Origin of the sequence: Mobilibacterium timonense (assembly GCF_900155555.1) — a bacterium.
Taxonomy (GTDB): Bacteria; Bacillota; Clostridia; order Peptostreptococcales; family Anaerovoracaceae; genus Allobaileyella; species Allobaileyella timonense.
Map to the genome: position 1 here is coordinate 37,631 of NZ_FUHN01000007.1, position 19,530 is coordinate 57,160.

At 50.8% G+C, this 19,530-nt stretch carries 20 protein-coding genes; 14 read left to right on the top strand and 6 right to left on the bottom strand.

Annotated elements, in window-relative coordinates; all coding sequences use genetic code 11:
- Positions 1–91 precede the first annotated feature (91 nt).
- From cobI to BQ7382_RS03190, 11 genes are all read left to right on the top strand, one after another.
- Positions 92–790, top strand: a complete 699-nt coding sequence (gene cobI / locus BQ7382_RS03140; protein ID WP_077390698.1) for a precorrin-2 C(20)-methyltransferase — start codon at positions 92–94, stop codon at positions 788–790.
- The gene (locus BQ7382_RS03145; RefSeq protein WP_077390699.1) at positions 787–1,629 is read left to right on the top strand and encodes an ABC transporter ATP-binding protein; all 843 of its coding nucleotides are present in this window, start codon (positions 787–789) and stop codon (positions 1,627–1,629) included. Before cobI ends, BQ7382_RS03145 begins: the two co-directional genes overlap by 4 nt.
- A complete protein-coding gene (locus tag BQ7382_RS03150; protein WP_235847927.1) occupies positions 1,592–2,362 on the top strand; it encodes an ABC transporter permease in 771 nt (256 codons plus the stop codon). The genes BQ7382_RS03145 and BQ7382_RS03150 overlap by 38 nt, the downstream gene beginning before the upstream one ends.
- A 19-nt stretch (positions 2,363–2,381) precedes the next feature.
- Positions 2,382–3,194: a sirohydrochlorin cobaltochelatase gene (locus BQ7382_RS03155; protein WP_077390701.1), complete on the top strand. Its 813-nt coding sequence runs from the start codon at positions 2,382–2,384 to the stop codon at positions 3,192–3,194.
- The gene (locus BQ7382_RS03160) at positions 3,182–4,321 is read left to right on the top strand and encodes a hypothetical protein (RefSeq protein ID WP_077390702.1); all 1,140 of its coding nucleotides are present in this window, start codon (positions 3,182–3,184) and stop codon (positions 4,319–4,321) included. Before BQ7382_RS03155 ends, BQ7382_RS03160 begins: the two co-directional genes overlap by 13 nt.
- 26 nt (positions 4,322–4,347) lie before the next feature.
- Positions 4,348–4,848 carry a precorrin-2 dehydrogenase/sirohydrochlorin ferrochelatase family protein gene (locus BQ7382_RS03165; RefSeq protein ID WP_077390703.1) on the top strand — a complete coding sequence of 167 codons (501 nt, stop codon included), beginning with the start codon at positions 4,348–4,350 and terminating at the stop codon, positions 4,846–4,848.
- The gene (hemC, locus tag BQ7382_RS03170) at positions 4,835–5,725 is read left to right on the top strand and encodes a hydroxymethylbilane synthase (RefSeq protein WP_077390704.1); all 891 of its coding nucleotides are present in this window, start codon (positions 4,835–4,837) and stop codon (positions 5,723–5,725) included. Before BQ7382_RS03165 ends, hemC begins: the two co-directional genes overlap by 14 nt.
- The gene (gene cobA / locus BQ7382_RS03175; protein WP_077390705.1) at positions 5,725–7,233 is read left to right on the top strand and encodes a uroporphyrinogen-III C-methyltransferase; all 1,509 of its coding nucleotides are present in this window, start codon (positions 5,725–5,727) and stop codon (positions 7,231–7,233) included. Before hemC ends, cobA begins: the two co-directional genes overlap by 1 nt.
- Positions 7,233–8,216 (top strand): porphobilinogen synthase, encoded by a 984-nt coding sequence (gene hemB / locus BQ7382_RS03180; protein WP_077390706.1) that lies wholly within the window; start codon positions 7,233–7,235, stop codon positions 8,214–8,216. Before cobA ends, hemB begins: the two co-directional genes overlap by 1 nt.
- Before the next feature lie 178 nt (positions 8,217–8,394).
- Positions 8,395–8,949, top strand: a complete 555-nt coding sequence (locus tag BQ7382_RS03185; protein ID WP_077390707.1) for a hypothetical protein — start codon at positions 8,395–8,397, stop codon at positions 8,947–8,949.
- An 83-nt stretch (positions 8,950–9,032) separates the two neighbouring features.
- Positions 9,033–9,434: a transposase gene (locus tag BQ7382_RS03190; protein ID WP_235847928.1), complete on the top strand. Its 402-nt coding sequence runs from the start codon at positions 9,033–9,035 to the stop codon at positions 9,432–9,434.
- A 147-nt stretch (positions 9,435–9,581) separates the two neighbouring features.
- Here the strand turns inward: BQ7382_RS03190 and BQ7382_RS03195 are convergent, their stop codons facing one another.
- Positions 9,582–10,799, bottom strand: a complete 1,218-nt coding sequence (locus BQ7382_RS03195; RefSeq protein WP_077390708.1) for an IS256 family transposase — start codon at positions 10,797–10,799, stop codon at positions 9,582–9,584.
- Positions 10,800–11,046: 247 nt separating this feature from the next.
- Positions 11,047–11,754, bottom strand: coding sequence for a helix-turn-helix domain-containing protein (locus BQ7382_RS03200; protein ID WP_077390709.1), 708 nt, complete (start codon positions 11,752–11,754; stop codon positions 11,047–11,049).
- Positions 11,755–11,915: 161 nt separating this feature from the next.
- Here BQ7382_RS03200 and BQ7382_RS03205 point away from each other — a divergent pair, with 161 nt between their 5' ends.
- The 3 genes from BQ7382_RS03205 to BQ7382_RS03215 are packed head-to-tail and all read left to right on the top strand — an operon-like array spanning position 11,916 to position 15,891.
- Positions 11,916–13,232: a metal-dependent hydrolase family protein gene (locus BQ7382_RS03205; RefSeq protein WP_077390710.1), complete on the top strand. Its 1,317-nt coding sequence runs from the start codon at positions 11,916–11,918 to the stop codon at positions 13,230–13,232.
- Positions 13,233–13,246: 14 nt separating this feature from the next.
- A complete protein-coding gene (locus BQ7382_RS03210) occupies positions 13,247–14,485 on the top strand; it encodes an MFS transporter (RefSeq protein ID WP_328587315.1) in 1,239 nt (412 codons plus the stop codon).
- Between the two features lie 23 nt (positions 14,486–14,508).
- Positions 14,509–15,891, top strand: a complete 1,383-nt coding sequence (locus BQ7382_RS03215) for a sodium:solute symporter family protein (protein ID WP_077390712.1) — start codon at positions 14,509–14,511, stop codon at positions 15,889–15,891.
- A 164-nt stretch (positions 15,892–16,055) separates the two neighbouring features.
- Here BQ7382_RS03215 and BQ7382_RS03220 read toward each other — a convergent pair whose 3' ends face one another.
- Genes BQ7382_RS03220 through BQ7382_RS03235 form a run of 4 tightly spaced genes read right to left on the bottom strand, consistent with a single transcriptional unit; the run spans position 16,056 to position 19,520 of the window.
- Positions 16,056–16,322, bottom strand: a complete 267-nt coding sequence (locus tag BQ7382_RS03220) for a cysteine-rich small domain-containing protein (protein WP_077390713.1) — start codon at positions 16,320–16,322, stop codon at positions 16,056–16,058.
- A gap of 2 nt (positions 16,323–16,324) precedes the next feature.
- Positions 16,325–16,969, bottom strand: a complete 645-nt coding sequence (locus BQ7382_RS03225; RefSeq protein ID WP_077390714.1) for a precorrin-8X methylmutase — start codon at positions 16,967–16,969, stop codon at positions 16,325–16,327.
- A 6-nt stretch (positions 16,970–16,975) separates the two neighbouring features.
- Complete coding sequence (locus BQ7382_RS03230; RefSeq protein ID WP_077390715.1) at positions 16,976–18,490, bottom strand: cobyric acid synthase; 1,515 nt, start codon at positions 18,488–18,490, stop codon at positions 16,976–16,978.
- Complete coding sequence (locus BQ7382_RS03235; protein ID WP_077390716.1) at positions 18,477–19,520, bottom strand: pyridoxal phosphate-dependent aminotransferase; 1,044 nt, start codon at positions 19,518–19,520, stop codon at positions 18,477–18,479. Before BQ7382_RS03235 ends, BQ7382_RS03230 begins: the two co-directional genes overlap by 14 nt.
- Positions 19,521–19,530: the final 10 nt, after the last annotated feature.

The following is a 19,530-nucleotide window of genomic DNA, read 5'->3' on the forward strand; positions in this document are numbered from 1 at the left end:
TGACAGACATTGCGGACCATGTTTTCCATGGTCCGTTTTTTATGGTATCGGGAGTGTGCAGCAAGTGCACTGTGAGAGAAGGGATGGACAGATGGCACAAGGAAAAGCATTTGGCGTCGGCGTAGGCCCCGGGGATCCGGAGCTCATGACCTTGAAGGCGGTGCGCCTTATAAGAGAAAACGACGTTATCGCCCTGCCGGGCAAGATCCCGGAGGAGACCACGGCTTACAAGATAGCGGTCCAGGCCGTTCCGGAGCTGAAGGACAAGACGCTGGTGCCCGTGTACATGCCGATGGTGACCGACAAGGCCAGGGTGAGAGAGGGCCACAGAAATGGTGCGGCAATGATCGAGGAGATCCTTGACCAGGGCAGAAATGTGGTGTTCCTCACGCTTGGAGACTCGACGGTATACTGCACATTCACGTATCTTCAGGCTATCCTTGAAGAGGATGGATACGAGACCGAGCTTGTCAGCGGTATCACCTCGTTCTGCGCCGCGGCCGCCCGCCTCAACATTCCCATCGGCGAATGGAATGAGCCTATACACATAATACCGGCGATGCACAGCCTGGACGGGGAGCTGGATCAGCCCGGCAACTACGTGCTGATGAAATCGGGGCGCCACATGAGCGAAGTCAAGGAGATGCTCGGCCGCTCCGGCCGTCAGGTGATGATGGTCGAGAACTGCGGGATGCCGGACGAAAAGGTATACCGTTCGGTGGAGGAGATCCCGGACGACGCGGGATATTTTTCCCTCATAATCGCGAAAGAGGATGGGCGCACGCTATGATCGAACTGAGAGATCTGACAAAGAGATTCGGAGACTTCACGGCCGTTGACCATCTGGACATGACCATAAACACAGGAGAATTCTTCGGGTTCCTGGGACCTAACGGCGCGGGAAAGACGACCACCATCAGCATGCTCTCCACCGTTCTGCTCCCAACGGAGGGACAGATCTTCATAGACGGCAGCCCTTTGAACAGAAAGGCCTCGGAAGCCAAGAGGAAGATCAGCGTTATAACGCAGGAATTTTCCATGCGGCAGGACATGACCATGGACGAGGTGATGGAGTACCAGGGGCGGCTCTACTACATGAAGAAAAAAGAGATACGGCAGAAGACGGACGAACTCCTGAAGTTCACCGGCCTGGAGGAATACCGGCACCGGGTGGTCCGCCACCTCTCGGGAGGGATGAAGCGGAAGCTCATGGTGTGCCGCGCGCTGATGACGGACCCTGAGATCCTTTTGCTGGACGAGCCCACGGCTGGCATGGACGCCATCTCGAGGAGGCAGATGTGGAACCTGCTGAGGCAGCTGCACGCCAGAGGCCTCACGATCCTGCTCACCACTCATTACATCGACGAGGCGCAGTCTCTCTGCGAGAGGGTGGCGCTGATCGACAGGGGAAAACTTGACACCATCGATACTCCTCAGGCGCTCATCGAGGAGCTCGGTGAGTTTGCGGTCGACGAGACGGCTGAGGACAGCCTCAGGAGCACGTATTTTCACGACAGAAACGATGCCATCGCGTATCTCTCCGGAGCGGGAGATGATTCGGTGATGAGAAACACCACGCTGGAAGACGTTTTTGTCGAACGGATCGGAAGAGGACTGGGTAAACAATAACATGGGCATACTGGCAGTATTATGGGAGAAATGGAGGGAGTTCCTCAGGGACTTCTACAAAATAACGCTGGCCGCAACGGTTTCGCCGCTCATGTACCTCCTGGTATTCGGCCTCGGGATACAGACAACGTCCCACGGAGAGCCGTATCTGAACTTTCTCGTGCCAGGGATCGTTGCTATGTCCACCATGACGGGAAGCTTCAGCGCCGTGGCCCAGAACATGAGCGTTCAGAGACTTTACGAGAAGGCACTGGACCAGGTAATGGTCTCGCCCACACCTCTCTGGCAGTTCATACTCGGACAGGTCATAGGCGGGGCCCTGAGGGGCATGTACGCGGCAGGCGTGATACTGCTCATCACGCTGCCGATAAGCAGTTCGCTTATCTTCAATGGCTGGTCGTTCCTGATCATGTTCCTGAACGGCACGGTATTCGCAACGATCGCCCTGGTGCTGTCCTTCCTGGCGAAAAGCTATTCTGACGCGCCGAGATACACTGCGTACATAATCGTTCCCATGTCGTTCCTGTGCAACACATTTTTCTCCACCGACCAGATGCCTATGGGTTTCAGGCAGGTCATCGGCGCGCTGCCTCTGTCACAGGCCTCGGACATGATAAGGCGCATATCCGCCGGGGGACAGCCGGGGATACTGGGGTTCGTGGTGTTGCTGATATACCTCGTGATCTTTGCGGGGCTGTCGGTGGCATTCATTTACAGGAAAAAGAATTTGTAGATACAGAGAGGTGGCGTCGATGAGTAAGGAAAGCGTCGGAAGAAGCGCTGAAGTCGAAAAGAGGGGCGTCCTCGTAGTGAGCTTCGGCACTTCCTGCAGGGAGACACGTGAAAAGACCATAAACGCTATAGAGAAGGATATTGAAAGCTCCTTCCCGGACAGGGCCTTTTTCTCAGGATGGACCAGCCGCATGCTTACGGCAAAGGTGAGGAAAAACGAGGGCCTGAAGGTGAGGACCGTGGAGGAGGCGCTGGAGTACATGGAGCAGGCGGGGATCGAGGATCTCCTCGTCCAGCCTACGCACCTCACAGACGGGGTCGAAAACAGAAGGCTCAGACAGATGCTGGAAGCCAGCAGCATCCGGACGATCCACCTGGGGAAGCCGCTTTTGTCCAGTGAGAAAGACCTGGAGAATGTCGCGGATGCCATAGCACATACATTCGTAAACGTTGGAGAAGACGAAGCGGTCGCACTCATGGGCCACGGTTCCCCGAACAGCGAAAACACGATCTACCTTGATCTCGAAAGTGTTTTTCACAGGATCGGACACGAAAACATCCTGGTCGCCGCTGTCGAAGGAGATCCTGGCATCGAGCACATCATGAAAGAGCTTTCGGCGCGCAGCGTCGCCAGGGTCAGGCTGGCCCCGCTCATGGTAGTTGCCGGAGACCACGCGATCAACGACCTGGCCGGCGACGACGAAACTTCCTGGAAGTCTGAGATCGAGAAGATGGGATACGAGACAGAAACTTATCTCCACGGCCTTGGAGAGTCGGAGGAAATAAGAAGCATATATATCGAGCATGCTCAGGAGGCGGAATGCATAAAGTAGATCTCCGGATAAAAAGAATGTGGAGCGGCGGAGGGAAAAGAACTCAATTGATCCTGAGACCGCTCGCGCTGGCTGCGCTCATCTGCTGCCTTGCCATGTCGTGGATTTTTCCTTCAGAGGTCATGGCCGCTTCCGGGTATGAAGATGTGGCATCGGGAAGCGACGTATCGTCGGCCCAGCAGGTAGGAAAGTACGGCATGACCCCTCTGACAGCGGAATATGTACGAGATGGATCATACGATATTTCAGTGGACAGCTCGTCGAAGTTCTTCCGCATAAAAGAAGCGAAACTGACGGTGGAGAACGGGAAGATGAAGGCCGTCATCATGATAGACAGCACTTCGTATGAGTTCATTTACATGGGCCCCGCAGAGAAGGCGGCAAAAGCACCTGAAAGCCGGTACATTAAGGCGGATGTAAAGCAGGGAAGGAGCTATTTCACGATCCCTGTCTCCGCCCTGGACGAGCCGCTGGACTGTGCCGCGTTCAGCTCGAACACAAAAAAGTGGTACGGCAGGCAGATCCTGTTCGATGCCACGACGCTGCCTTCTGGAGCGCTGACAATAACGCTGCCGGATTACGACAAGATTCAGGCCGCCGTGGATGCATACGATAATGGAGGTGACACGGATGACAGCACGGGAGATGCTTCTTCCGCGACAGATGAAGAGCAGTCTTCGGAGCCTCTCTACACCAGCCTCGACAACGGTGTTTATTCCATTGAGGTCTCCATGACGGGCGGCTCGGGCAGGGCATCTATCTCATCCCCGGCCTATCTCTACGTGAGAAAGCATCATTTTTATTCGAAGATAACCTGGAGCAGCAGCCACTACGACTACATGATAGTGGGCAGCAAAAAATACCTGAATGAATCTCCAAAAGGAGAGAATTCTACATTTACGATCCCGGTGACGGCCATAGACGAACCAATGATCGTCAAGGCGGACACCACGGCCCTGGGAGATCCGGTGGAGATAGAATACCATCTGACCTTTTACGAAAACTCCATCGGGAGCGTAAACCAGATCCCCCAGATCGCGGCAAAAAAAGTGCTGACTATCGCGCTCATCGTGATAATCGCCGGAGGGATACTCAATTATTTCGTGAAGAGCAGAAAGCGCCAGTAGTTTTTCATTCGAAAGGACGTTGTGATATGGGACATTCCAGTTATTTTCCGCTGTTCGTCGATGTGAGCAGGAAAAAGATACTGTTCTTCGGCGGAGGGAATATCGCCACGAGGAGGATAGGCGTTCTGAACGGGTTTGCGGAAAACATCTGCATGATTTCACCGGAAGCCTCGGAAACCCTAGGCGAGATGGCCCGGAGCGGTCAGATCTTCTGGAAGCGGGATCGTTATGATCCGTCGTTTCTGGAGGATGCGGATCTGGTTTTCGCCTGCACAGGGGATAAAGAGACGGATGTGCGGATCGTAAACGACTGCAGAGAGAGGAACATCCTCGTGAATGCCGCAAGCGACCACGGCCTGTGCGATTTCTTTTTCCCGGCGATCGTGGAGAAAAACCAGACGGTGATCGGAATAAACGGCAGCGGAGTGGATCACTCCGGGGTCAAGGAGCTGAGGATCAGGATAGAGGAAATGCTGGATGGAGGATCTCAGCAGGAGAACGAGCAGGACTGTGATGACAGACAATAATAACGAGATAATAAGAATAGGAAGCAGAGAGAGCCGGCTGGCCATGATACAGACGGAGATCGTCCGGGATTTTCTTGAGGAGCAGGGAATGGAGGCGGAGATAATCGGCCTTACCACCACCGGGGACAGGATACTGAACAAGACCCTGGACAAGATAGGCGGAAAGGGGCTTTTTGTCAGGGAGCTGGATCAGGCGCTCCTGGACGGCAGGACTGACCTCTCCGTCCACAGCATGAAGGACATGCCGATGATCGTTCCGGAAGAACTGCCGGTGGTGGCGTTTTCGAGGCGAGAAGACCCGAGGGACGTGCTGGTGCTGCCTGAGGGTGCATCCGGGCTGGACAGGACCAGGCCCATCGGCTCCTCCAGCCTGAGGAGGAAGCTTCAGCTCGCGCAGCTCATGCCGGACTGCGAATTCAAAAGCGTCCGGGGAAACGTCCTCACCAGGCTGGAGAAGCTGGATCGAGGCGAGTACGGCGCACTCGTCCTGGCCGCCGCCGGGCTGAAGAGGCTCGGGCTGGAGCACAGGATCAGCAGGTATTTCAGCACCGACGAGATCATGCCAGCAGCCGGGCAGGGAGTTCTGGTGGTCCAGGGCAGGAGAGGCGAAGATTATGCATATCTCCAGGAGTTCGACGACCGGGATTCGCGCGTCTGCTCGCTGGCCGAGAGGGCTTTTGTCCGGTACCTCGATGGAGGGTGCACGTCTCCCGTCGCCGCTTACGGCAAGACCGACGGAAACACCGTCCACCTGACCGGCCTCTACTACCACGATCCCACGGGGCAGTGGCACAAGGACAGCATAGACGGCCCCTCGGAGGAGGCCGAAGACCTTGGGATCGCCCTTGCGAAGAGAATGAAAGGAAGATACATCTGATGAGTTCAGGAAAGGTTTGGCTGGTCGGGGCCGGCCCGGGAGATGCGGCGCTCATGACCTTGAAGGGCCGGAAGGTCCTGGAAGAGGCCGACGTGATCGTGTACGACAGCCTGGTGGGGGACGCACTCCTCTCCGGGCTCCCTTATGGCGCCCGCCTGATCAACGTGGGAAAGAGATCCAGCCATCACACCATGCCGCAGGAGGAGATAAACAGGCTGCTCCTGGATGAGGCGCTGAAAGGCAACAAGGTCGTGCGACTGAAGGGGGGAGACCCCTTCCTTTTCGGGAGAGGTGGAGAGGAGCTGGAGCTCCTGGCGGAGAACCACATCGGCTACGAGGTGGTGCCGGGAGTGACTTCGGCGCTGGCGGTGCCGGAATACAACGGCATCCCGGTGACCCACAGGGACTTCACGTCCTCACTGCACATAGTCACCGGCCACAAAAGGGCCGGTAAGGACTACGATATCGATTTCGATGCCCTGGTCCGCACGAAGGGAACGCTCATATTCCTCATGGGGGTGAGCTCCCTCCGGGAGATATGCTCCGGGCTGATGAATGCCGGAATGGCCGGGGAAACGCCGGCGGCGCTGCTGGAAAAGGGCACCACGGCCCATCAGAAGAGGATCATCGCCACCGTGGGAACTCTTGCAGATGAGGTGGAGCGCCGGGGGGCAGAGACTCCCGGCATCATAGTGGTGGGTCAGGTCTGCCAGCTTGCCGACAGGTTCGGCTGGTACGAGAGCCTGCCGCTCGGAGGCTGGAAGGTGGTCCTCACAAGGCCCGCGGGGATGATATCCCGGATGGCCGGGAAGCTTCGCATGGCAGGTGCCGAGGTCCTGGAGCTGCCGTCTGTCGAGACCGTTCCAAGGGAGCCGTGCCCGGAGCTGGCAGATGCCCTGGGCCACATTGGCGAATACCAGTGGCTTGTGCTCACCAGCCCGACAGGCGTCAAGGTGCTCAGGAAAAACATGGAGCGCCTCAGGATGGACGTCCGCTCTCTGGCACCGGTTCGGATAGCCGTCATCGGAAAGGGAACGGAGAGGGAGCTTAGAGAGATCGGGATATATCCCGACATGATCCCGTCCAGGTTCGACGGGGACACCCTGGGTGAGGAACTTGCCATGCGGATCAATGCGGGTGACAGGGTGCTCATTCCGAGGGCTTCGGCGGGGAACCATGCACTGGTCCGTTATCTGGAAAAGGCGGGTGCGTCTGTAGACGACGTGGCGACCTACGACACGGTGCCGGCGCGCCGCGGCGTGGTGGATGAGAAAGAGCTTTTTTCCAGAGGAGAGATCGACTGCGCCGTGTTCACCAGCGCCTCTACCGTGAGGGGTTTCGTCCAGGCAACTGAAGGCCTCGATCACTCCAGGGTGAAGGCTGCCTGCATTGGAAGGCAGACGGCTGATGCGGCGAGATCGTTTGGAATGGAGACTTATGTGGCCGGGGAGGCCACCATGGATAGTCTGTTGAAACTTGTTTGTGATATGAAGAAAGAGGGTATGTAGTGGAACTTCTGAAGAGACCGAGAAGACTTAGAAGCAGCGAGGCGATGAGGAGAATGGTGAGGGAGACCAGGATGGACAAGAGCTCACTGGTGTATCCGATCTTTGCCATTGATGGAAAGAACGTTAAAGACGAGATCCCGTCGATGCCGGGGCAGTACAGGTACAGCGTGGATCAGCTGCCTTTTGCACTCGAGGAGCTGCAGGAGGCCGGGGTGAACAACATCCTGATGTTCGGGATCCCGGATCACAAGGATGAGGTGGGGAGCCAGGCCTATGCAGAGGACGGCATCGTTCAGAGGGCGCTCAGGGAGACGAAGAGGACTTTTCCGGACATGATCGCCATCGCGGACGTTTGCATGTGCGAGTACACATCGCATGGCCATTGCGGCATCCTGTGCGACCACGACGTGGACAATGACAAGACTCTGGAATACCTTTCGCGTATCGCGCTGAGCCAGGTGCAGGCCGGGGCCGACGTGGTGGCTCCCTCCGACATGATGGACGGAAGGGTCCTGGCCATAAGGAACAGGCTGGACGAAAACGGGTTCAAGAACACGCCGATATTGTCATATGCCGTTAAATTCGCTTCTTCGTTTTACGGTCCGTTCAGGGATGCCGCGAATTCCGCGCCGTCCTTCGGAGACCGGAAGGCGTATCAGATGGACTTCCACAACCCGCGCGAGGCCATGAAGGAGGCCCTTAGCGATGTGGAAGAGGGCGCCGATATGCTCATAGTAAAGCCGGCGATGGCGTACCTCGACCTGGTGAGATCGGTCGCTCAGGCCACCGACATCCCGATCGCCACCTACAGCGTGAGCGGGGAATACGCCATGGTAAAGGCCGCGGCCCGCAACGGCTGGATCGACGAGGAGAAGATAATCGGCGAGATGGCGGTCGGAGCCTACAGGGCGGGAGCCGGAATTTATATAACTTATTATGCGAAGGAACTGGCGAAGATGATGGATCAAGGCCTGATTGGTTAATCGGCTTATGGAAAGATAAACAGAGAATAATATAAAATAATGGAAGAAGGGCTGTTGCATTTGAAAAAAATGTTACAGCCTCTTCTAATGAAAAAACAGACTATAGGCGACAGGATCTACGATTCCGATGTAAACGGTAAACGAACCGTGTCTATCACTCTCCAGAAGTTATTCATAATTGAGTGAGGAAAACACAAAGCTCCAGAAGAAAAATGAAGAACTTCAAGTCCGTCTCAAGGCGATGCTCACACAGATGTATGGCCGCATGAGCGAGAAGTTCACTTCGGATGACCAGGTAACGATTGCAGACCTTGGCGCGAATGAAGCTGAATACGTGCTGGATACAGAAGGCCATGCCGAGGAAGAGCTGGTAGAAGTAAAGGCCACCAGAAGGAGGCTCCCGAAGAAAAGAGCCATAGATGTGAGCAGCCTCCCTGTCACAGTAAAGGAATACACTCTGTCTGAGGATGAACTCCAGGATAAGTTTCCGGAGGGAAGGAAAAGATTCGACGACGAGGTGTTCAGGACTCTCGAGTACGAACCGGCTAAGTTCTCTGTAACAGAGAATCATGTTGCGGTCTGCCACGGCAAGAGTGGAAACATCGCCAGAGATCCGCATCCGAAGACATTGCTGAAACACAGCATCTTTACACCTGCTGTTGGAGCAGCGATCATGAACGCCAAATATGTCAATGCAGGAGTATCCCAAAGATTGTGTAAACCTCCGTACTAACGTAAGAATGACTTACGAGTATGGAGGTTTTTATGGCCAGACGAAGATCAGATTCACCGCAAAAGGCTGCTCTCCGAGAAATGATGAGCAACTATCTGAAAGAGAATGACGTTCACATCAAAGATGGCACAGATGTCAATTCGATCATGAGAGATATGATGTCCATCATCCTGGAAGGTACACTGGACGCTGAGATGAACGAAGAACTCGGTTATTCCAGATATGATTACAAGAACAAAGAAACGGACAACAGCCGGAATGGTTATTCAAAGAAGACCATGCATACCAGCTACGGTGACATGGAGATAGATGTTCCCAGAGATCGAAAGGGGAAATTTGAGCTCCAGGTCATCAAAAAGCATCAGAACACCATTACGCAGGACATGGAAGAGAAAATCATTTCTATGTACGCCAAAGGAATGACAACAGCGGACATCGAGAGCCATATGCGTGGTCTTTACGGGAGTATGGAAGTTTTTCTGTAAATAAAGGTCTTCCGTGAGAAGTGTATAGCGGGCTGGTCAGTTCCTTCTGCCAGCTCTTGAACATTGTTTAACAGAATGATCTTTCCATGTCAAGACATGCCCTTGTCAAGGAGGGCATGTCTTGTACATATGATCTTGTGATCTCTGCTATTCAGGCAAGCGCTCCGGGTACATGATCGACAATTCGCCTCGCACTTTTCCCCAGTTGCGAATCGGCATCGTCCACTTGCGTGTGGCTTCGAATGTTGCGAGATACAGCGACTTCAGTAATGCCTGAGGTTCTGGGAATACGCTCCTCTGTCGGTTCAGCCTCCGCAGCGTTGAATTCAGCGATTCTATGGCATTGGTCGTATAGAAGGCTGTTCTGACATCCCTGGAAAACTTGAAGATCGGGGATATGGCGTCCCAGTTGTCGCTCCAGCGTTTCATAGCATATGGATACTGCGGACTCCATTTATCTGTAACGTGATCAAGTTGTGCCAGTGCGGACTTTTCATCCGGAGCTGTATATATAGTCTTAAGATCCTTTGCAAAGGCCTTCATGTCTCTATTTGCCACATATTTCAGCGTATTTCTGACCATATGTACGATGCAGCGCTGATGCTCTGTTTTCGGAAACGCGGCCGAAATAGCATCCTTTATTCCGGTCAACCCATCTGAACAAAGGATCAATATGTCCTGAACACCTCTGTTCTTCAAGGAATTCAGAACAGATAGCCAGTATTTGCTGCTTTCGTTTTCTCCGACATCTATCGTCAGGACATCTTTTCTTCCGTCTGCGTCGATACCGAAGACAACATACGCTGCACGTTTCTGTACAACACCGTCTTCCCTTACGGAAAAATAAATTGCGTCAATGAATACGATCGGGTATACCGCTTCCAGCGGACGGTTCTGCAAATCTTCGATCTGCGGCAGGATCTTATCTGTTACGTCTGAAATAAAGCTTTCTGAGGTCTCAAAGCCGTATATGTCCTCGATCGTTTCAGATATTTGCTTTGTGGTCATTCCCTTTGCGTACACCGATATGATCTTCCGGTCAATATCCGAAATATCCTTCTGACGCTTTTTTACGACCTTAGGTTCAAAGGAGGAGTTACGGTCCTGTGGAACGTCGATGGACATACTGCCATAGCTGGAATTGACTCGTTTATTCTTGTATCCGTTTCGATAATTACGTTCAAGGTCATCCAAATCTGCCCGCTCAGATTTTTCATAGCCGATATGTTCATCCATCTCGGCCTCCATCATTTCCTTGATCGTGCCACCGAGCAGATCCTTTAGAGCATCCTGTATATCCTGAGCGCTCTCTATATCGTACTCTTCGAGCAGTCCGCGGATGATCTCACGTTTTCCTTCAGTCATTTCGACATGATGCACTGGTTTCTTTGGTTTTCTGGTCACAGTAAAAGGCCCTCCATGAATTAATGATTGCTGTCACGAAAGGCCTTGTCAAACACTTTTACAGACTTTTTTCTATTGTCCCGGCATTTATCAAAGTGCCACACACTACGTTAAATAGTTATTAAATAAAAAATAAAGTAAGCGGTAAATGAGCCGTGGTCCACATGCAGTATTCCATAATAGTGTTCTTCCTTTTTTATATAGTTGATTACTGAATATTCTTACCATGTACAAAGAATGCGCCTTTTGCTTTGAAACTTCGGAGATCATCGTTTGTTAATGGCAGTAACCGTCCCAGTTCAGAAGTACTGTTAATTATCTTCCGAGAGATCAGCCATCTGCCGGCTATGGGATAATGTACTCCGACGGAAAAAGATGCGAAGAAGGAATACTGTTTTTCCGTATTCCCTAGTGGATTCTCTATTTCCGTGATTATGATATCAAGTTCATTCAGTGGATTTATCAGAACTATTCTTTTTTTTGCTGTATCATTAAAAACATTTCCTGCGTAATAGTATTTGCAGTTCCAATATTCTGTTTCATTTTCCACCTCAGCATAAAACTTGGCCGTGGAGTTACCAATAAAGAGAACGTTCTTGCTATAGTATGCTTTATCATGGCCTAAGAAAGTGTATACGAAGTATTTATTATAACTATTTTCAGAAATATCGGAATTTCTGAAAATAGAACCTTCGGATGGAAGATATGACTCATCCAGCAACTGAATAGGATCTATTTGCAAAGCTTTTGCTATTTCTGACAAAATATCCAATGTGATCGCAGACTCTCCTCTTTCATATTTAGAGATAGCTGACTTACTGATATTCATTCTTCCAGCAAGTTCAACTATAGTTATCCCTCTGGATTTTCTGAAGAAACGTATACGTTCTCCTACCATAGTAGTTATACTTTTCATCAATTATCACCTGATCCCCTTTAAAAATTGCCCCCCGAGGAATAGCAGTTTCAAATTCCACAAATTAGAAAATTTTTATGGAATTTAACATCGAACTAGTTTATTAATCGTAATATTTTAAATATTTCGTATGAAATTCCTCTCACAGTAAAAAATATCATATGAATATTCTACTATCAATGGAATCGGTGTTGTTTGAAGTAAATTTTCTCAAAAATATAATTGTCGTATCAGTTAATATCTGTGAGGAGCCATCTACGTTTACAAAAAGAGGTATTAAAATGAAAATTCTAAAAAATTGCAGACTTATCCCTGAACTATCCGGTAATTTCAATGAAGGTCTGGCAGATCTTGTGATCGATGGAAGACATATCCGTGAGATCCTCAAGGCTGGTTCGGACATCTACAGGTCAGTTGATTTCGTTGATATGAAGGGAATGACAGTCCTTCCTGGATTTTTCGATCTACACGCCCATCTTATGTTCAAGGATCAGGACTACTATGCATCCATGGCAAGGTCTCAGAACGAGTATCTCATCGACTGCATTGAACACGCTCAGGTATATTTGAAACACGGTTATACGACTATCAGAGATGCTGGAAATGACTTCTATGCTGGTATCACTGTGCGTGACGCCATCAATCGCGGGATCGTTCAGGGAGCCAGAGTGATCACTTCCGGGAAGATCGTCTCACCTGTAGCAAAGGGCAACAGCAGCTTTGGTTCACTCTATTGGGAAGTCGATGATCCTCGGGAGATGATGCATGTTGTAAGAACAGAAGTGGCTAAAGGTGTTGATTTTGTAAAATACATGGTAACTGGCGCAGTTCTTAACGAAGGCGGAGTTCCAGGTGAACTCATCACATCTGCTGAAGAGGTAAAAGCTATTACATCTGCTGCTGAATCACTAGGTACTTATATAGCAGCACATTGCCATGGGAACGAAGGAATCAAGGTAGCCATCAGAAATGGGGTCAGGACTATTGAGCATGCATCTTATATGGACGAAGAGTGTGTGGAACTCATGCTCCAACGTAAAGATTTTGTTGCAACTGTTCCAACAGCTTCCATCGCGTACACATTATATAAAGAACTCTATGCTGGCGGTGTTCTTCCTGAATTCGTGGAAAAGTCCCGCTTAGCTTGTGCGCAAATGCTGAAAGGGATCTGTATGTGCGAAGAGGCTGGTGTTGCAGTCGGCTGGGGAACTGACCTCGACATGCAAATGTTTGACAAATATCCGGGACTTGAATTCAAGGCTAGAAGTGAGTTTGGGCTGGATAATATGACTATTCTCAAAGAAGCAACCATCACAAGTGCCATAATTGCAGGTATAGCGGATAAAACCGGATCCATCGAAGTCGGAAAATTTGCCGATCTGGTCGTGATCGACGGTAATCCTGACGAAGACATGACCGTTATGAATAATCTTCCAAAATTCGTATACAAAGAAGGAACTCTTGTAGCTCAGAATTAAAGAAGAAAGGAAATATCAAAATGAATAAGAGAAAAAAATATCTGTTGATTTTCCTGCTTACGATGTCAGCATTATGCTACAATCTACCATATTTGAGTGCTACTTTCTATACTCAGTTCCTTGAGGCATTCAATTTGAGCAATACCCAAGCAGGCTTCCTCATGACAATGTTCTCACTCACCGCTACACCGGGATACCTTTTCGGCGGTTTACTCGCAGATAAGTTCTCTCCGAAAAAACTTTTAATCATATCACAACTACTTACTGCGGTATTGGGATTTGCGATGAGCCTTGTCAATGGATATGCCATACTGATCGTCTGCTATCTTGGCTTTGGTGTATCCACGACCTTTCTCCATTGGTCAGCTTTCCTGAAGCTGATACGTGCACAGGCTGATGAAAATGAAGAAGGTAAAGTGTTCGGATTCTTTGAACTCAGCTATGCTGTTGTTGGTGCTATTACAAGTTATGGTATACTTGCGGCGCTCAGCAAACTCAGCAATTTCAGAATCGTTACATCTGTTTATGCAGTGATCCTGGTTCTGGTCGCGATTGTTATTGTGTTTGCACTTAAAGATGTAGAAGAAAACGAGGCTTCAAATGAGTTCAATTTCAAGATGGCGAGCAAAGCTATCGCGCATCCTGTAACATGGCTCAACGGCCTGATCGTCATGGGAATGTTTATTATAGTAACCGGCTCAAGCTATCTGAACCCATATATGTCATCTGTCTTCGGAACAACAGTAGCTTTCGGAACAGGTTTAACAATTTTCAACAGAACAATTGCAAGAATCATCTGCGCACCTTTTGGCGGAATGCTTTTGGACAAGTGGAAGACACCTAAATTCATGATCACTTTCTGTGTTGTTCTGATTGCGCTTGCATCCGTTTTCCTGTTCATACCACAGGATGCCAGTGGTCGTACAATCGCAATAATTGCTGCTGTACTGATCATCATGGTTCTCAGTGGATCACGTTCAGGGTTATACACGCCTATTCCTGAAGCAAAGATACCTTTTGAGATAATGGGAACATCAATGGGTATAGCATCAGCTGTAGGCTATTCTACAGATCTCTGGTTATATACATTATGCGGAAAATGGATAGATACTCTTGGCAATGCAGGCTACAGGAATATCATTCTCCTCTATATTGCAGGACTTGTACTGGTAATAGCAGCATCATTCCTTCTTTACATATATGAGAAAAAACATGGTGTTTTCGCAGAATCCGTCCCTGACCAGGCGATTTAAACATCATTTGAAGGGCATCTGTTATGAACGCTTTAGATACTATAATTTTGATACTTGCTATCACTACAGTAGTAACGGTTGGTATCTTTTCAGGCAGGAACAGCAATACAGCAGATGAATTCCTTCTTGCAGGAAAAAGCATCAACAAATTGCAGGCGGGTTTTTCTATGGCTGCAACGGATTTCGGTGGAAGCGGTCTGGTGGCTGCTATCGGTTACTGCTACATGGTCGGAATGAGTGGAATGTGGTGGAATCTTGCAGCTGCCCCGGCATTCCTGGTAATAGATCTGTGGCTTGCAGATAAATTCAACAAGATGGATGGAGCAACGCTTCCGGAATATCTCGGACAGCGTTACTCCTCTGCAGTAGAATATTTAGCAACAGTTACACATGTGCTGACAAATATAGCTGCTTTATCAGTTCAGTTTACAGTTGCATGTGCAACGCTGTATTCGATTACTGGGTTCAGCACAAGAATCTCCCTTGTGATCAGTGTAATACTTGTTATTCTTCTGACTGGTGGCGGATTAAAATCTGTAGTAAATACCGATGCAGCCCTCTTCGTGATAATCGTTCTGTCAGTATTGATCTCAGTGCCGGTAATGATAAGAAACGGCGGAGGTTTATCATCAATCACAAGTCAGCTTCCTGGCGGGTTTACCAGTATTGCTTCACTGGGATTCTGGACACCTTTCTCTTGGTTTGTTCTGTGTCTCCTCAATTATTCTACGAATCAGAACTACATTCAACGCATGGTGTCGGCCAAAGATGAAGGAACTGCCCGTTTCGGTGCTTGCTTCACAGCAGCTTTTTATCTTATTATTTCTGTTGCAATTGGTCTGATAGGTATCAGCTCATATGTCCTGATGCCTGGTGTCGAGGATACAAATACGATCTTTCCGCGTATGCTTATTGAATTCTTCCCGCACGGCTTGATAGGTCTCGGAGTTTCCGGAGTGTTCGCAGCTACGATCTCAACAGGAACTTCCATCCTCCATGCCACGACGACACTTACTATAAACGATTTTTTGAAAAAGCTTGCGAAACGAGAAAATACAACAGACAAACAAACCGTTGTCATATCACGCGTGCTGGTAGTGGTGATCGCTCTGCTAAGTATGATTCTGTCGCTGTTCAGTAGCAATATTATCAATGTGATATATATAGCCGGGCTCTTCTATGGAGTATCAGTATTTGTTCCAATGCTCATGGGAATGTATAGCGAGAAGCCAACTGCAAAAGCCGCACTGATAACCATGATCACTACCATAGGGTTCAGCCTTTGCTGGCAATATTGGTTGAGTGAAAAAGTACCTTATATCGGCTCTGTGCCTGCTAATATTATGGGATTGATAATTAGTGCTATTCTGTTGCCAACTATTTCATATCTAGAGAGCGCAAAATGAATAAGCTGATTCGATCAGGGAGCTTTCGCTTACCAATGTATATGCCACTTGACAACATGGTATAAACACTTTTACAAATATTAAAGGAGATCCTCAAACCCGGTACGGGATCTTTTAGCAAGACACGGTTCAGTTTCCGTTTATGAATAAAAGAGCGCAAAGCATTAGTGGGATTTTTTTCTCCTGGCTATTTCATTAAGTTCCGGAAATTTTGAATTAACGTAGCGGTATCCTCCCTTTGAATGGGGGATACCGCATTTTTCGCAGCTTTTTATGCCTTTTTCTGTATAGTAAAAATTGCCGCCGCACCGGTCCCCGAGGGCGTAGAGGGGGCAGTAGCAGAAGAGACAGTTGAAATCTTCCGGATCCACATTGTCGTGACAAGGGAAATATTCGCAGTCCTTATTTGAAAAAAATGAATAATCAGCCATGGTTACTTCCTCGTAATTGTATACATCAGTGCATTTACGATGGCGGCGGCCACGTTGCTGCCGCCTTTTCTTCCACGGGCAACAATATAAGGAACATCTGTGGTCATGATGAGTTCTTTTGCCTGGACCACATTAACGAATCCTACGGGAACTCCGATTACCAGATCAGGCCGCATTTCGCCATTGTTGATTTTTTCATATAGACGCACCAGCGCAGTGGGAGCGTTTCCTACTGCATAGATAAGAGGGCCGTCGATTGAAGCGGCCTTGTCCACAGAGGCGGCGGCACGGGTAAAACCATTCTCTTTTGCAGCGGCAGCCACATCCGGATCTGCCATGAAGCATATCTTCCTGCATCTCAGTTTCTCAAGGGCACTGTTGTTTATCCCTGCCAGGGCCATGTTCGTATCGGTCACGATCGTAGCCCTGTCTCGCAGAGTTTTTCTGGCGACATCCATGACTCCGTCGCTGAAACACAGCGAGTCGGCGTATTCAAGATCCGCAGAAGTGTGGATAGCCATTATTATCACCGGCGCCAGCTCCTCTGGCACCGGGTGGGGCAGCTCCGACCGGATGATCTCGAAGCTTCTCGCCTCTATGTCCGCGGGAAGCACGTTTTCCAGTTCGATGTGCGTCGTCTTATCCATTTCTGTTCAAATGCCTTTCTCGATTATTCTGTAGATCATATCCATATCCAGACTGGCCCTCAGGCCGTCGGCCAGCTCGTCGTACTGTTCGTCCTTGTGGTCGTGCCAGTTGAAGGTGTCCGGGGAAAAAATGATGCCTTTGCTTTTTGCTATTCCGTCGAAGATCCCGCGGCGGCATTCTGCCGAGTCGAAGAATCCGTGGAGATAGCATCCGTATATATTTCCGCGCTGGCATCCCATCAGCTCGCCGCTCTCCAGCCCTATCAGCGGAGAGCCGTTACCCGCAAGAGCCGTCCGGCCCATGTGGATCTCATAACCCGTCAGAGGACGGCCTGAAAGAGAGGAGAAGAACCCCGAGACCTCGAGGAACTCGCCGGAGGTCCTGGTCCGGTGCTTTTCCGGTTCGAATTCCGTCACAACTGGAAGCAGGCCCATGCCCCGGATGCTTCCGCCGCCCTCCGCGCCTTCACTGTCGGTTATTTTTTCACCCAGCATCTGGTAGCCGCCGCAGATACCTATGACCGGAGTCCCGGAACCGCTAAGGTCTTTGATGACCGCCTCGATGCCGCTTTCCCTCATCCAGCGCAGGTCGGATATCGTGCTCTTGGTCCCTGGGATGACTATGAGATCCGGGCGTCCCATCTCACCGGGCTTAGCAATATATCTGACACCGACGCCCGCCGTCGCTTCAAGGGGGGCCAGATCAGTAAAGTTCGATATTTTCGGGAGACGGATAACGGCCACGTCTATCACGGCGTCTTCGTCGTGTCTTGACAACCTCGAAGAAAGGCTGTCCTCGTCGTCGATGTCCACATCCAGCATCGGGACGACCCCAGCCACGGGCTTCCCCGTGAGCTCGGATATCATCTGCAGGCCGTCGCCCAGGAGGCTCACGTCTCCCCTGAACTTGTTGATCACCAGCGCCTTTATCATGGCCTGCTCATCCTCGGTCAGGAGCTTGACCGTGCCGTAGAGCTGGGCGAAGACCCCGCCCCTGTCGATGTCCCCGGCCAGTATGACTGGAGCCCCGGCTATCCTGGCCATCCCCATGTTGACGAAATCGTCCTTGTTCAGGTTGATCTCCGCCGGGCTTCCGGCGCCCTCGATCACTATGATGTCGTTCTCGGAGGCAAGACGGTCGTATGCGCTTTTTATTTCAGGTAAAAGCAGGTGCTTCTTGTCGTAGTATTCCGAGGCTTCGCAGTTGCCTCTCACCTCGCCGCAGACGATGACCTGGGAACCCATGCTCGTCACTGGCTTGAGGAGCACCGGATTCATCAGGACGCTGGGCTCGATCCGGGCGGCTTCCGCCTGTACATACTGGGCTCTTCCCATCTCGAGTCCCTCGTCAGTTATGGCCGAATTGAGGGCCATGTTCTGGCTCTTGAAGGGGGCCACCTTGTATCCGTCCTGGCTGAAGATCCTGCACAGGCCTGTGCAGAGAAGGCTCTTTCCCGCGTTTGACATGGTGCCCTGGACCATTATCGCCTTTGCTCTTCTTTTTCTGCTATTTGTTTCCATCAAGTATCTCCTTGATCGCATCGATGAGGATCCCGTCGGCCGCCTCGTCCAGAAGTCCGATGCGTATAAAATGGTTGTCGAGGCCGGTGAAATTGGAGCAGTCCCTCACCAGTATGCCACGTTCTCTCAGAGGCGCTGCCAGCGGGACGGGACTCTTTACCAGAATGTAGTTGGCGGCAGGAGGGTATACCACGAGCCCCAGTTTTTTCAAACTGACGGACATGCGCCGGGCCTCCCTGGAAACGTATCCCGCGGTCGCCCTTGTCCACCCGGGTTCCAGTTCGAGGGCCCGGATGCCGCAGACCTGGGCGGGAATGGAAACGCTCCATTCACCGCCGTAGGGGCTTATCCTGCTCAGGACGTCCGGATCTCCGACGATGTGTCCAAGACGTATGCCCGCCATTGAATACAGCTTGGTGAACGCCCTGAGTATTATAGTGTGGGAGAAGTCTTCGACCACATCAAGCATTGATCGTCCGCTGGTGAAGGGGAGAAAGCACTCGTCCAGCACGAAGAGCGCGCCGCGTTCCTCACACCGCGCAGAGATCTCACAGAGGAGCCCGTGGTCTATGAGCTGCCCCGTGGGATTGTTGGGGGTGCACAGGAAGACGATGTCGGTCTCATCCGTGATCCGGTCGAGGATATCCGGTCTGACCCGAAAGTTATCATCTTCATGAAGCGGATATTCATCCACTTTCCCGCCGTAGAGCTCTATGCACCGCTGATAGTCGGAAAAGGATGGGGCGGTCACCAGCCCTTTTTCCGGCCGGAAGCAGGCGCAGATACGGTTGATCAGATCTGCAGAGCCGTTCCCGCAGAGGATCATATCCTCAGGCACTCCGAGATATCCGGATATCGATCTCCTCAGCTTCCTGCACCTGGTATCAGGGTATCTGGAATATAGATCCGTGCTGCTGCAGAGTGCTTCCTTCACAGGCCCCGGAATGCCGAGCGGGTTGCAGCTGATGGAAAAATCGTATTTTATCCCGGGGATGTCGTAGACGTCCCCGCCGTGTTCAAATCGCTCCATAAGAAATTCC